Annotated in this window: 11 protein-coding genes; 10 read left to right on the top strand and 1 reads right to left on the bottom strand. The window is 38.7% G+C overall.

All coding sequences use genetic code 11. From position 1 onward, the window contains the following. Nucleotides 1–159 precede the first annotated feature (159 nt). Nucleotides 160–972, bottom strand: coding sequence for a hypothetical protein (locus ACRD64_RS23365; protein WP_430936689.1), 813 nt, complete (start codon nt 970–972; stop codon nt 160–162). Nucleotides 973–1,317: 345 nt separating this feature from the next. On the opposite strand from ACRD64_RS23365, the gene ACRD64_RS23360 reads away from it, so the two are divergent. The 10 genes from ACRD64_RS23360 (at nt 1,318) to ACRD64_RS23315 (ending at nt 12,996) form a co-directional block, all read left to right on the top strand. Next, entirely contained in the window at nt 1,318–1,944 is a 627-nt protein-coding gene (locus tag ACRD64_RS23360) for a DUF5063 domain-containing protein (RefSeq protein ID WP_430936687.1), read from the top strand. Next, nucleotides 1,945–2,586, top strand: a complete 642-nt coding sequence (locus ACRD64_RS23355) for a 3'-5' exonuclease (RefSeq protein ID WP_430936685.1) — start codon at nt 1,945–1,947, stop codon at nt 2,584–2,586. A gap of 17 nt (nt 2,587–2,603) precedes the next feature. Continuing rightward, nucleotides 2,604–3,788: a class I SAM-dependent rRNA methyltransferase gene (locus ACRD64_RS23350; RefSeq protein WP_430936683.1), complete on the top strand. Its 1,185-nt coding sequence runs from the start codon at nt 2,604–2,606 to the stop codon at nt 3,786–3,788. 68 nt (nt 3,789–3,856) lie between these two features. Further along, nucleotides 3,857–5,107, top strand: a complete 1,251-nt coding sequence (locus ACRD64_RS23345) for a DEAD/DEAH box helicase (protein WP_430936681.1) — start codon at nt 3,857–3,859, stop codon at nt 5,105–5,107. Between the two features lie 281 nt (nt 5,108–5,388). Continuing rightward, nucleotides 5,389–7,524, top strand: a complete 2,136-nt coding sequence (locus ACRD64_RS23340; RefSeq protein WP_430936679.1) for a Tex family protein — start codon at nt 5,389–5,391, stop codon at nt 7,522–7,524. A gap of 183 nt (nt 7,525–7,707) precedes the next feature. Continuing rightward, nucleotides 7,708–9,441 (top strand): alanine/glycine:cation symporter family protein, encoded by a 1,734-nt coding sequence (locus ACRD64_RS23335; protein WP_430936677.1) that lies wholly within the window; start codon nt 7,708–7,710, stop codon nt 9,439–9,441. A 151-nt stretch (nt 9,442–9,592) separates the two neighbouring features. Then, nucleotides 9,593–11,248 (top strand): tetratricopeptide repeat protein, encoded by a 1,656-nt coding sequence (locus ACRD64_RS23330; protein WP_430936675.1) that lies wholly within the window; start codon nt 9,593–9,595, stop codon nt 11,246–11,248. 238 nt (nt 11,249–11,486) lie between these two features. Continuing rightward, nucleotides 11,487–11,792, top strand: coding sequence for a hypothetical protein (locus ACRD64_RS23325; protein ID WP_430936673.1), 306 nt, complete (start codon nt 11,487–11,489; stop codon nt 11,790–11,792). A 92-nt stretch (nt 11,793–11,884) separates the two neighbouring features. Next, nucleotides 11,885–12,244 (top strand): hypothetical protein, encoded by a 360-nt coding sequence (locus tag ACRD64_RS23320; protein ID WP_430936671.1) that lies wholly within the window; start codon nt 11,885–11,887, stop codon nt 12,242–12,244. Between the two features lie 296 nt (nt 12,245–12,540). Further along, nucleotides 12,541–12,996 (top strand): hypothetical protein, encoded by a 456-nt coding sequence (locus ACRD64_RS23315; protein WP_430936669.1) that lies wholly within the window; start codon nt 12,541–12,543, stop codon nt 12,994–12,996. Nucleotides 12,997–13,020 lie beyond the last annotated feature (24 nt).

The raw sequence follows: 13,020 nt of genomic DNA, 5'->3' as shown, positions 1-13,020 counted from the left end.
GCTAAAGTTAACGGCTATGGATTACTTTCGGGAGCATCGTTCTGGTGAGTTGAAGTGATGCAACGAAGTGTCTTGTTCTAAAGTAATTTCAATGTGTAATAGAATTTCTAATGCATATTGCGGGTTAAAGTGGTTTGGCTTCGGTATTACCTACCTTGTTTACTTTTGGGCAGCAGATATTTCTGCAACCTTTAAAAGCACATAGCCGGTTATAACGGCCACCGTAGCTACACCAGTCATAAAATTTCCAAAATCAGTTGTTTTTGAGTTGTAAAAAGTATCTTCCCTGTTTTTTACATTTCCTGAGGTAGTCCTGAATATGCTTGAAACCCAGAATTCATTACTGGCACAGTATTTATTGTTTGCATCAATATCGTCAGAATAGGTAATGATACATCTAAATTTAAATGGAGAAGTTTCACGTATAAATAAATGTTCTTTAATAGTTAAAGGTTCCGAATTTGCTAAGATAACATTTGTTCTGAGTGTTGAATCTTTGCTAATTGTTTTGAGAAATTGGTTCTGACCCAGATCATAATAAATGGAAAACTGTGACTTTGTTGGGATATACTCATTGCTATTGGCGCGTGCAGAGGTTAAATTGTTGATAGTCGTACTGCTAGTAAAAGTACCATCACCATCAATATATTCTTCTGTTAGTCCGGATAGATCGCCCGCCCCCCATACTTGAGAGTTTAAGGAAGTAGTAATGCCATTTACCACAACGGATGATTGATTCCAGTTTATAAAAATCGGCTTGTCCAGTTTGTTGAATATATCAATGGTCATGAGTGCTCCCTTGCCAGCAAAAGAATAAACGATTTGGAGGGTGTCGTTCTCGTAAAAGAAATCATTGAATTGCGATGTAGGCAGATCGCTGCTTAATGTGGAATATTGATAGGCCGTACAGGAACTGAGTAGTGTTGTCAATATTACAATAAGGGCAAGGTAAATGAGTAAAGATGTTCTCATGTTAAATGCTTGTTTAGGTGGTTGATAAAAATATTACTTGGGCAAGCAAAATGTATTAGGGACATCTTTTGGGGGCTTGTCCATGCCAGGTTATTCTTTTTCAAACAATCACTATGCCAATATTTTTAATATGGTGCTGAATTGACCACTATTTTTATGTTTCCTGGGCAATGCGAATCGACTAATATTTTTATGATCCTTTATTTTCGGTTTAATTTGTTAATTTTGCGAACTATTGTATATATCAATAAAACGATATACTGGTTGTGATGAGTATAGTACTTGGTTCATTTCTTAATGTGGATACCGATATGGGCAAGTATTTATCTCTTATCTTATTAAAAAATGGAAGAAGAATTAAACCATATAGTCTTTTCAAAAAACGTGCTCGAATTTGTGACTGTCGGTAATGAGTACTGTAATCAATTGGAAAGTGCCGAAGAACTGTCTACCCGGGAACTTTTTACGGTAATGACCCGTATACTGCCATTGTTGTATATAAAAGCTGTGGTTTTGCCAAAAACGGAGTTTGGATTGGACGAAAGTATTGAGAAAACGGTAAGGGAAGAAGATTATATAAGGATTCAGCATGTTCTGTTGAACAAGTTTGGGCAATTCGATGATTTTTTAGAAGTGTTTGTTCCCGATAATGAGCAGGACCAACGGGATGTAGCTTCAAGTATTTCCGAAAATCTGACAGATATCTACCAGGATGTAAAAGATTTTCTATTTGCATACAGGATAGGAGTAACAGAAATAATGAACGATGCATTGGCAGAGTTGGTAAATTCATTCGAGTTATATTGGGGACAAAAGCTGGTGAACGTGCTTAGGGCATGTCACAACGTTTTATATAGCGATAAAGATTTGGATGAAGAGGCAGGGTTTGATATGAATAGCAGTGGAGAGAGAGAAAATACGAACAATTGGTTCAATAGATTTCAGGACCAATGGCAGGAAGGGGAGGATTAAATGGAAAGAGAAGATAATTTAATAAAAAATACAATTACAAACGAAGCGCTTAATGATTTACCTTTGCATTCGTACAAAGGAGAGATTGTAGTGGTGGAGAATACTGAAGATATTCCTCAGGTAATCAGGGAAATTAATGGAGAAAAGGTACTGGGCTTCGATACCGAAACCCGTCCTTCGTTTAAAAAAGGAAAAACCAACCTCATTTCTTTGATCCAACTGACCACCGAAAAATCCACCTATTTAATACGTACCAATAAAACGGGAGTAACCTCGGATCTGCTTCATTTGTTGAGTAACGAAAAGGTTAAAAAGGTTGGTGTTGGAATCAGGGACGATATAAGGGGTTTGCAAAAATTGAAAGAATTCACGCCTGGCGGGTTTGTAGAGTTGCAAACCATGGCGGTGGATAAAGGGCTCAAGGATTTTTCGCTGAAGAAGTTAGCGGGTATTCTGTTGGAGTTCAGAGTCTCAAAACGACAGCGCCTGTCCAATTGGGAAGCGGATCAGTTGACACAAGGTCAAATGGTTTATGCCGCAACCGATTCGTGGGTTGCACTTGAAATATTTAAAAAACTGAATCATTTGGATTCAAGTAAAATAATTGATGTGGATACTGCAAGCGTCAATAATCAATCTTAAATAATAACAATCATTTCATGTCATATATAAAAGTTGTTCTTAAATCAGGGAAAGATCAGTCTTTACGCCGATTTCACCCCTGGGTTTTCAGTGGTGCCATAAAAAAGATTTACGGCGAGCCTGCCGAAGGAGAGATCGTAGAAGTCTTTGACAATAAAGACGAATTTCTTGGGTTAGGACATTATCAAATAGGTTCTATTGCCATTAGAATTGTTTCTTTTGAACAAGTGGAAATAACGGATGGCTTTTGGGAAAATAAAATAAAGCAGGCTTATCAGTTACGTAAAGATCAAGGTTTAATTGACGATCCGAATACCAATGCTTACCGGTTGGTTCATGCAGAGGGTGATAATATGCCAGGACTAATTATTGATATGTACGGCGATACTGCCGTGGTTCAGATGCACTCGGTAGGTATGTTTCTGATCAAGGATAAGATTGATGATATTCTGAAAGAAATATTTGGCGATGGATTAAAAGCCATATATAATAAATCGGAAGGTACCATTCCGTTCAAAGCTAAAGTGGAGCCGGAAAATGGATATACTTATGGAGAATCTAGTACCAGAATAGCGATTGAGAATGGATTGAAATTCCGTGTGGATTGGGAAAAAGGCCAAAAAACAGGCTTCTTTGTCGATCAGCGCGATAACAGGGCATTGCTGGAGCATTACAGTAAGGGTAGGTCTGTGTTAAATATGTTTTGCTACACGGGCGGTTTTTCGTTTTATGCTATGAGGGGAGGGGCTAATTTGGTTCATTCTGTGGATAGTTCGGAAAGAGCTATTGATCTGACCAGGGAAAATGTAGAATTGAACTTTCCAGGCGATGAACGCCATGACGCTTTTGCAGCGGATGCTTTTAAATATCTCGACGACATAAAGGACAAGTACGACCTCATAATTCTGGACCCTCCGGCTTTTGCCAAGCATAATAACGTGTTGAACAACGCCTTGCAGGGCTATAAGAAGCTAAATGCAAAAGCTTTTGAGCAGATTAAGTCGGGCGGTATTGTTTTTACTTTTTCGTGTTCGCAGGTGGTAAGTAAGGATGCTTTCCGTAAAGCGGTTTTTTCTGCAGCAGCCCGTTCGGGCAGAAATGTGAGGATATTAAACCAATTGACGCAACCTGCCGATCACCCCGTAAACATTTATCATCCCGAAGGAGAATACCTTAAAGGATTAGTTTTGTATGTTGAATAATTAAATACTGTCTGTATTGTCAATATCATGATACTTAAATCCAGATATTTGATACTAAAATATTATACATGAAGTTTACCGAATTTGATTTTTCCCAAGAAGTGCTGGACGGACTGGATGCCATGCGTTTCGAAGATGCCACCCCCGTGCAGGAAAAAACCATTCCTGTAATTAAAACAGGGGCCGACCTAATTGCTTGTGCCCAGACTGGAACGGGTAAAACAGCGGCCTACCTTCTGCCAGTGCTCGATAAAATTGTAAGGGAAGGTCATACGGGAACAACTACTTTGATTCTGGTTCCGACCCGTGAACTGGCATTGCAAATTGATCAGCAAATTGAAGGTTTCAGTTATTTTCTGGATGTGACTTCTATGTCGGTTTTTGGAGGTAACGATAAAGGTTTGTGGGATCAACAGAAGGTAGGATTAACCAAAGGCGCAGACATCATTGTGGCTACTCCGGGCAGAATGATTCAGCATCTGACCATGGGCTATGTCGATTTTAAATCGGTGAAACACCTGATTCTGGACGAAGCCGACAGGATGCTGGACATGGGGTTTCTGGATGATATTATGCAGATAGAGAGTTATTTGCCCAAGGAGGATCGTCAGGGATTGCTGTTTTCGGCTACTATGCCCCCAAAAATAAGGGATTTGGCCAAGAAGCTATTAAATGATCCTGAAGAAATTAATATTGCCATATCAAAACCGGCAGAAGGCATTTTGCAGGCTGCATATATGGTCCATGAGCATCAGAAGATTGACCTAATCGTGGATCTGTTGAAGGATAAAGATTTGCCTAGTATTCTTATTTTTTCTTCGCGCAAATCAAAAGTGAATGACATCGTTCGTGCCCTTAAAAAGAATGATTTTAATGCCAGAGGAATCCATTCCGATCTTGATCAAAGTGAGCGAATTGAGGTGCTTAGGGAATTTAAAAATAGAAACATCCAGATTTTGGTGGCTACTGATATTGTGGCCCGTGGCATCGATATTGAAAAGATTGACCTCGTGATAAACATTGATGTTCCCAACGACGCGGAAGACTATGTGCATAGAATTGGTCGTACCGCCCGTGCCCAAACCCAAGGTGTTGGAATTACCTTTATCACCGATGACGATCAGGTTGATTTTCATAAAATAGAAAAACTGATTGAAACCAATATATTTAAAATTCCACTGCCTCCCCATTACGAGGAAGCACCAAAATATGATCCTGAATCAAAAATGAAAAGTGGTTGGGGAAGAAAAAAGGGTGGCAGTAAAAAAGGAGGTGGTAAAAAGCCTCCATATAAAAAGAGAGCTGCCAAAAAGAATTAGGCCCATAATGTATTTGGTTTATTAAGGATAGAACAATTGTGTTGCTGTCATATTCATTTGAACGATGTTTCTAAATTGGGTTTATATTCGGTCATTGTAAGACTTTGTTTCTTTATTTTTAAAAGACAGGACTTATTTAATTCCATTGTCGAGTCTTTTAAGTATCGGAATAAGAGGATTTTGTGTCTTCGGGTGTGGCTCTTGTAGGGGGGTGGAAACTAAGTGTCATGTGAATATGTCTATAGTCTAAATATATAAAATCTAACGATCTGTTATACATCATGTCAGCTCAAATATCACAAATCATAGCTACAGAGTTGCAACTGCAACTAAAACATGTCAACAATACCATTGAATTATTAGAAGAGGGAGCAACCGTGCCGTTTATCAGTCGTTACCGAAAGGAGCGTACCGGAACGATGGATGAGGTCAATGTGGCGTTGGTAAAAGAACGATACGAAAAACTTCAGGAAATTGTTAAGCGGAAAGAGGCTATCTTGAAGTCGATGGATGAGCAGGGAGTTTTAACAGCCGAATTAAAGAAGAAGATAGTTGATACCTTTAATGCAACCGAGCTTGAGGATATTTATCTTCCGTTTAAACCTAAACGTAAAACCCGCGCGGTGAAAGCCAAAGAGAAAGGTCTGGAACCGCTGGCTAAAATATTGATGAAACAATACGAGCGCGATGTGGAAGGGCGAGCTGCCCGGTTCCTGAACAGTGATGTATCCGACTTTGAAGAGGCGCTGCAGGGGGCAAGGGATATTATAGCGGAATGGGTGAACGAAAATGCAGTTGCACGTGATATAGTGCGCTCGGTGTTTGAAAGGAATGCGGTTGTTTCATCCACATTGGTGAAAGGGAAAGAAGAGGAGGGGGTTAAGTACAAGGACTACTTCGAATTTAGCGAACCCTTGAAAAAATGCCCAAGTCATCGATTGCTGGCCATTCGAAGGGGCGAAAAAGAAGGGATTTTAAAGGTGAGCATCTCGCCTGATGAAGAACAGATATTAGATCGATTGGGAAGGTATTTTGTAAAAGGAAATACGGAGTCTTCCGGGCAAGTGGAATTGGCTGTGAAGGATGCTTGCAAGCGCTTGCTGAAACCTTCCATAGAAACCGAATTTTCCAATAGCTCAAAAGAAAAAGCCGATGCCGAAGCCATTTTGGTGTTTGCGAAAAATTTAAGACAGCTGTTGTTGTCTTCTCCTCTTGGACAAAAGCGTGTTTTGGCTATTGATCCCGGATTCAGAACCGGTTGTAAGGTGGTTTGTTTAGATGCACAAGGAAATCTTTTACATAACGAAAATATTTATCCGCACGCACCGCAAAGAGAAACCAAGCAAGCGGCAAAGAAAATATCATCTTTGGTAGATGCGTATAAAATAGAAGCTGTGGCAATAGGTAACGGCACGGCCTCGCGCGAAACAGAATCTTTTATCCGCAGTTTAAAATATAGTCGCGATATCCAGGTGTATGTGGTGAGTGAAGATGGGGCCTCTGTGTATTCGGCGAGCAAGGTTGCACGCGATGAATTCCCTGATTATGATGTTACGGTACGTGGCGCGGTTTCAATCGGGCGTCGGCTAATCGATCCCCTGGCTGAATTGGTGAAAATTGATCCTAAATCAATCGGGGTTGGCCAGTACCAGCACGATGTGGATCAGTCTAATTTAAAAAGTTCACTCGATCAGGTAGTTGAGTCTTGTGTAAATAAAGTAGGAGTAGATTTGAATACGGCAAGTATGCACCTGCTTACTTATGTTTCAGGCCTGGGTCCACAATTGGCCAAAAATATAGTGGAGTTTCGTAAGGAAAATGGTGCTTTTTTGTCCAGAGACCAATTGAAAAAAGTGCCTCGGCTTGGACCAAAGGCATACGAGCAGGCTGCTGGATTTTTAAGAATTACAGAGGCAAAAAATCCGTTGGATAACTCAGCTGTTCATCCTGAATCCTATGGGATTGTAGAAAAAATGGCTAAAGACAATGGCTGTGAAGTGAAGGACTTGATAGATGACAATGAAATTCGATCTAATGTAAGCCTGGATAAATATATCGATGAAAATGTGGGGCTTCCTACACTCAAGGATATCATGATTGAGCTGGAAAAACCCGGCCGCGACCCACGCCAGATTATTAAGGTATTTGAATTTGATAAAAATGTTCGATCTGTCGAAGATCTGTACGAAGGTATGGTCTTGCCCGGTATCGTGACCAATATCACTAACTTTGGTGCTTTTGTGGATGTTGGTGTAAAACAGGATGGTTTGGTACATATTTCTCAACTCGCAAACAAATTTATCAGCGACCCCAATGAGGTGGTTTCTTTGCATCAGCACGTTAAGGTAAAGGTGCTGGAGGTTGATAAGATGCGCAAAAGAATACAGTTGTCCATTAAGGAAGCCGATAGAGAATAGGATTCTATATTGTGTTTGGTTGAGTGGGTTGTTTTGAGGTAAAAGCTGTTCTGTTTTTACGGTCATTGTTGTGCAAGGTTGATGCCAGTCAAGTGGCTTGTGTTTCTGTTGACTTTTATTGCCCATTAATTTATTTATATTTGTGATACTTCGTTCAAACAGATATAAAAATATTGGGATCCAATGCAGAAATTTAATGATTTTTTATTACTTATAGACTCTTATATAGGGAGTGGTGCCTGGTTTGTATACCTTTTATTAGGGGTAGGCATTTTTTTTACGATTTATTTAGGATTCCCCCAGTTCAGATATGTGGGCTATGCACTTAAAATAGTGATGGGTAAATTCGATAGGGAAGATGATGTAGGGGATACATCCCACTTTCAGGCCCTGGCAACGGCTTTGTCGGGAACCGTAGGCACCGGTAATATTGCCGGTGTAGCCTATGCGGTTTATCTGGGGGGGCCGGCTGCCCTGTTTTGGATGTTGATTACCGCACTTATTGGTATGACAACAAAGTTTGTGGAGGTAACTCTATCGCATAAATATCGCGAAAAAGCAGAAGACGGATCCATTTCCGGGGGCCCTATGTACTTCATGAAAAAAAGATTGGACATTACACTTCCTTCGGGTAAAGTGGTGAAAACAGGGGGGGTAATGGCTATGGTTTTTGCAATAGCTACCGTTCTTTCTTCTTTTGGTACAGGTAACTTGCCACAAGTAAATAGTATTTCCAATTCTATCAATGCAACTTTTGGCGTGCCCCATATCATTACAGGTCTCGTGTTGTCAGTTTTACTGGGTATTATCATTATTGGGGGTATTAAAAGGATTGCCCAGGTAACCTCCAGGTTAGTGCCTACGATGGCAGTGATATATTTTATAGGTGCAATTGCAGTTATCCTTTATAACTACCAGAATATTGTTCCATCCATTGTGTCTGTGTTCTCCGATGTTTTTACTGGATCAGCAGCCACTGGAGGGTTTCTTGGGGCAACCATTGCTTTTGCCTTTAACCGGGGTGTTAATCGAGGTCTTTTTTCCAATGAGGCAGGACAAGGGTCTGCGCCGATTGCCCATTCGGCAGCAAGGGCACACGAGCCTGTTTCTGAAGGGCTGGTGGCTTTGTTGGAGCCCTTCATTGATACCATTATAATCTGTTCGTTAACCGGCCTTACATTGTTGGCGTCCGGTGTTTGGACTCAGAAACACCAAAACGATTTCCAAAGGGCTGAAATGCAATTTATACGCGGCGTGTATGATGATGAAGTGGAGACCGACAGAGCTAAACTTAGCGCACATGTAAACAATAAAAATACATTGCCCCTGTTCTCGGGAAAACTTACAGTAAAGGATGGTAAAATAATAGGAGATATATCTTTGATTCATTCTCGCTCTTTGGCTGAAGACGTGTTGGTTTATCAATCAAAGAAACTCTATACCGGACAGTTAAACGTGATAAAAGGAGTTGTGGCAAATGAAAACAAAATCCGTTTTCGGGGTAAATCGTTGATGCACAGTGCTCCACTTACCACGTTAGCTTTTACTAAAAGCTGGTTTGGGGATTTTGGTAAATATATCGTCTCCATCGGATTGCTGTTGTTTGCTTTCTCAACAGCTATTTCCTGGTCGTATTATGGTAGTAGGGCAGTTATATTTCTGGTTGGTGTTAAGGGCGTTAGGTATTACAGGATTGTCTATGTGCTGGGTTTCTTTTTAGCTTCTTTCACCGATACTACCATTATATGGAATTTATCGGGTATAACCATTGCGCTTATGACTATTCCGAACCTAATTGGAGTTTTTGCCTTGCACAAAGAGATGAAATATGAGGTTAATGCATTTTGGGGGGAATATAAAAAGCGCTTTCCCAATGAAAAACTGCCTATATTTTGTAAAGTGGACAAAAAACGATAAGTATAAAATATAAAAAATATGTAAATAAACAAAATATATTATATACGTTAATAAAATACTGATATTTTCTTTTCTTTTTGGCTCTTTTTATGTAAGTTTGTGTTGGTATTTTTGCATTTTGTATATGTAAATGACCCAATTTAAGTTGATTATGAAGGGAGTTAGATTATACGCCGTCGTTATTGGGATGTTTGTCCTTTTGCTGAACCCGCTTTTTATTAGATCGCAGGCTTTGGAGGGGGATGGAATAGACGAGGTTTTTGCACGGATCGATTTTAATACCATTTACTATCCCGAAAAAGCCAAGCTTCAGTTCGATTCTGTAATGTTTTATATGGACACAAAGCAAATGGTTGAATATGAGGGGTATGTGGATTACATCAAAGCTCAGCTTTATTATGGTAACATGCAAGTGGATTCTTCGCTTGCTTATGTGGAAAATGCCTTGTCCTATTTTACTAATAGTGAAAATAATAGATGGTTGGCAAGATGTCAGTTTTTGCTGGGTAATATTGCGGAATCGACTGGGTTGTATGAGCAAGCCAAAATCAATTATTACGAAACGGTTAAGCTGGAAGTAGATCAAAGTAAAATGACCGAAGGTGCCGCATATATCGCTATTGGTAGATGCAAGATGGCTCTAGGCGAATCTTTTAAGGATGAGATTGATAAAGGGATTCATTTGTTGCAAGAAGCATCCGAAATTGAGGTGCGGTTATATGCCGATTTTATGGAGCAGTATTTTAGAATTAATGCCCCGGATGCCCCTGAAAAACTGAATTCTATTGCAAATGAGTATATTAACAGGAAATTGTATGATAGGGCTGTAAGTGTATATAAAATCTTGGCCAGCAGTTATCATGCTCAACTTCAATTTGATTCCGCTCATGTTTATTGCGATAAGGCTATAGAAATCAGTGAAGGCAATAGTGTGGGTAAACTAATTTTACCGGCCTTGTATCAGTTTAAAGGTATGCTATATTTTAAGCAAGAAAAATTTAATATTGCCGATGTGTATTTTAGTAAGTCTTTAAAGCTTTATGAGCAAAACTATCAGTCAAACAGGATGTTATACGTGTATAACTATTTGCACCAAATTGATAAAGCAAAAGGTAACTATTCCAAGGCATACGAAAACCTACAGCAGTATATTGATTGGGTTGAAAAAACCTCTTCTTCCGAAAAAGTTCGTCTCGCTAAGGTGTTGGAAATTAATAATAAAGTAGATTTAATGAAGAGCCAGTTGGTGCAACTGAAGATAGAAAAGAAAGCCAGTGAATTTATGCTGTATTTGGTAATGGTTGTTACATTGGTGATTTTAGCGGGAGTTGGTGTTTATATTTATCTGTACCAGAAAAGTAAAAAGGCTAAGATTGAGGAACTTAATAAAGAATTTCATAATCTATTAATTGGAATCGGAGAAAAACAACTGCTTCAGCATAGGTTAAATAATACTAAAGGTAGAGTGGATCGGCATAGTTTACATTTAGAATCGTTTGATATTGTTGGGAGAGGTGATAATGGTTCGGATGACAGTGAGTTGAGTAGTAATTTTGATTCCTGCTACCTGGAAACCATTAATTTGTTCACCGAAGCATTTCCGCAGCTGACAAGAACGGAAATCCGCTATGCGGTAATGATTTGCTTGAGGTTGCCTATGGAGATTATTTCAAAGGTTCAAAATGTTCAGCCGGCATCGGTCCGAAAAGCTAAACAAAGAATAAGAACTAAATTGAATGTGATCGACAGCCTGGAAGATTATTTGCAGGAATTTAGGGAAAAGCAAATTTCCGACCTTGCAGGATAGTTTTATAGGACACATAATAAATAATACAGTATAAAAAACTGTTCGGTATCGGTCATTCAAATAAACAGTATATAATTAATGTAAGGTGTAATCTAAAAAACATTAAAAAAAACACCTATGTAATGTATTGTTTATGAACCGAATGAATTTTGTCACGCTTTTGTCACGCCTAAAATTCTTCTTATTTGCTTGCTGTAGATGATATTTGTGATAAACAAATTTTAAAAAATCGTTTATCATGAATACTTCAAAACTAATCACAGCTCTTTTCACACTTTTATTAATGTTTTCTTTTACAATAGAATCTTCGGCAACCGAAAAAGAGGATCCCATTGTTATACAACTGGAGAAGCTGGTTAAAGAAGATCCAATAGTTATTCAGCTTGGAGAGTTAACGAAGGAAGATCCAATTGTCATACAGCTGGGTAAGCTAGCTAAGGAAGATCCAATTGTCATACAGCTGGGTAAGCTAGCTAAGGAGGATCCAATTGTCATACAGTTGGAAGAACTCGTTAAGGAGGATCCAATTGTTATTCAATTGTAGAGTTTTGAAATATAAATTGCAGTTATTACGTTACGGTTTAATCTATGGGGGAATAGGATATGGTGATGAATGTTTCGGTAAGTGAAGATATAATGGAGATAGAAATCAACAGGTTTATCACAATTGATGATATTGTTGATACCATAAAGCAATATGCCGATGATTTTAACCATTTGCCATCCAGCCATAAATTAGTGATTAATGCAAAAAAGTGCAGATCAAACATTCGTCTTAAAGATTTGGCTAAGTTAAATGAAGTCAATACGTTGCTGAGTGAAAAATTTGATTTGCTAAAAGTAGCGGTGTTACTTAATGATCCCATGTATACAGCTATTTGTATGGTTTATCAGCAGTTAATTAAGTCGAACCATTACTTTATTCAGGTCTTCTCAACCCATGGTGCGGCGCATAGATGGCTGGGTAAAGACGTATATGGTGGAGAAGCGTATTGAAGTATAAATGATATTTAAAATATAGGTTGCTAAGTAACTTGTTTGTGGTGGTGTTCATATGTGTTTTTGCTATTGATTCCCAAATTGTTGCATTCCTTGAATACCTATCTATCACTAAACAAGGCGTAAGTCCGTTCTGATTGTATCCATAATCAGACGGACTTTTGTTGTATAAAAAAATATGATAAATAAATGAGGGAAATATTACATCTTTTAAATATAATATGATAAATAAAATATTGGAAGTTTGTCTCGAATAATGGGGTTATCTATTAGGACGGAAAAAATGAGAGCTTGTGATGAAGGAAACTTATACGGTACAATTTAAATTGATAAGCGAATACAACCTGGTTGTACAAAAGCATATAGGATTAGTAGAATTAAATAAATTAATTCACCTAACAGAAATACTGTGTGCGAAAGAGGAGGTCACTGCTAAAAAAAACTTTTTAATTGATCTGCGAGCATCAAAGTTTTCTAAGGACATTGCAAAGGTGAAAGATTTCGTATTCTTCTTAAGGGAGAATTTCCCGGCAATTTTAACGAATAAGTTAGCGCTGCTGGCGGATGAGTCGGATCAGGTGGCCATGGCCACTCTGTTTAAAATGTATCAACCCGGAGTGGCACGAAACATACATATTTTTAGCTCGTTGGAGTATGCTTTCCTTTGGCTGAATATTGAAATGTCTAATAGCGATTTGGAAGAATTGATTCGTTGTGCAAAGACTATCGAGTATCCAGAGTATAAATGACAAAGCAGGTGGTTAAATGTGCCG

Origin of the sequence: Saccharicrinis sp. 156, assembly GCF_050589685.1 — a bacterium.
Taxonomy (GTDB): Bacteria; Bacteroidota; Bacteroidia; order Bacteroidales; family Marinilabiliaceae; genus Saccharicrinis.
The sequence above is the reverse complement of the archived record's forward strand: the minus strand, read 5'-3'. Positions and strand labels throughout refer to the sequence as shown.

Excerpts from the sequence above, each read along its gene's own strand:
- ACRD64_RS23365 (WP_430936689.1), bottom strand. The coding sequence starts at position 972 with ATGAGAACATCTTTACTCATTTACCTTGCCCTTATTGTAATATTGACA.
- ACRD64_RS23360 (WP_430936687.1), top strand. The coding sequence starts at position 1,318 with ATGGAAGAAGAATTAAACCATATAGTCTTTTCAAAAAACGTGCTCGAA.
- ACRD64_RS23355 (WP_430936685.1), top strand. The coding sequence starts at position 1,945 with ATGGAAAGAGAAGATAATTTAATAAAAAATACAATTACAAACGAAGCG.
- ACRD64_RS23350 (WP_430936683.1), top strand. The coding sequence starts at position 2,604 with ATGTCATATATAAAAGTTGTTCTTAAATCAGGGAAAGATCAGTCTTTA.
- ACRD64_RS23345 (WP_430936681.1), top strand. The coding sequence starts at position 3,857 with ATGAAGTTTACCGAATTTGATTTTTCCCAAGAAGTGCTGGACGGACTG.
- ACRD64_RS23340 (WP_430936679.1), top strand. The coding sequence starts at position 5,389 with ATGTCAGCTCAAATATCACAAATCATAGCTACAGAGTTGCAACTGCAA.
- ACRD64_RS23335 (WP_430936677.1), top strand. The coding sequence starts at position 7,708 with ATGCAGAAATTTAATGATTTTTTATTACTTATAGACTCTTATATAGGG.
- ACRD64_RS23330 (WP_430936675.1), top strand. The coding sequence starts at position 9,593 with ATGAAGGGAGTTAGATTATACGCCGTCGTTATTGGGATGTTTGTCCTT.
- ACRD64_RS23325 (WP_430936673.1), top strand. The coding sequence starts at position 11,487 with ATGAATACTTCAAAACTAATCACAGCTCTTTTCACACTTTTATTAATG.
- ACRD64_RS23320 (WP_430936671.1), top strand. The coding sequence starts at position 11,885 with ATGGAGATAGAAATCAACAGGTTTATCACAATTGATGATATTGTTGAT.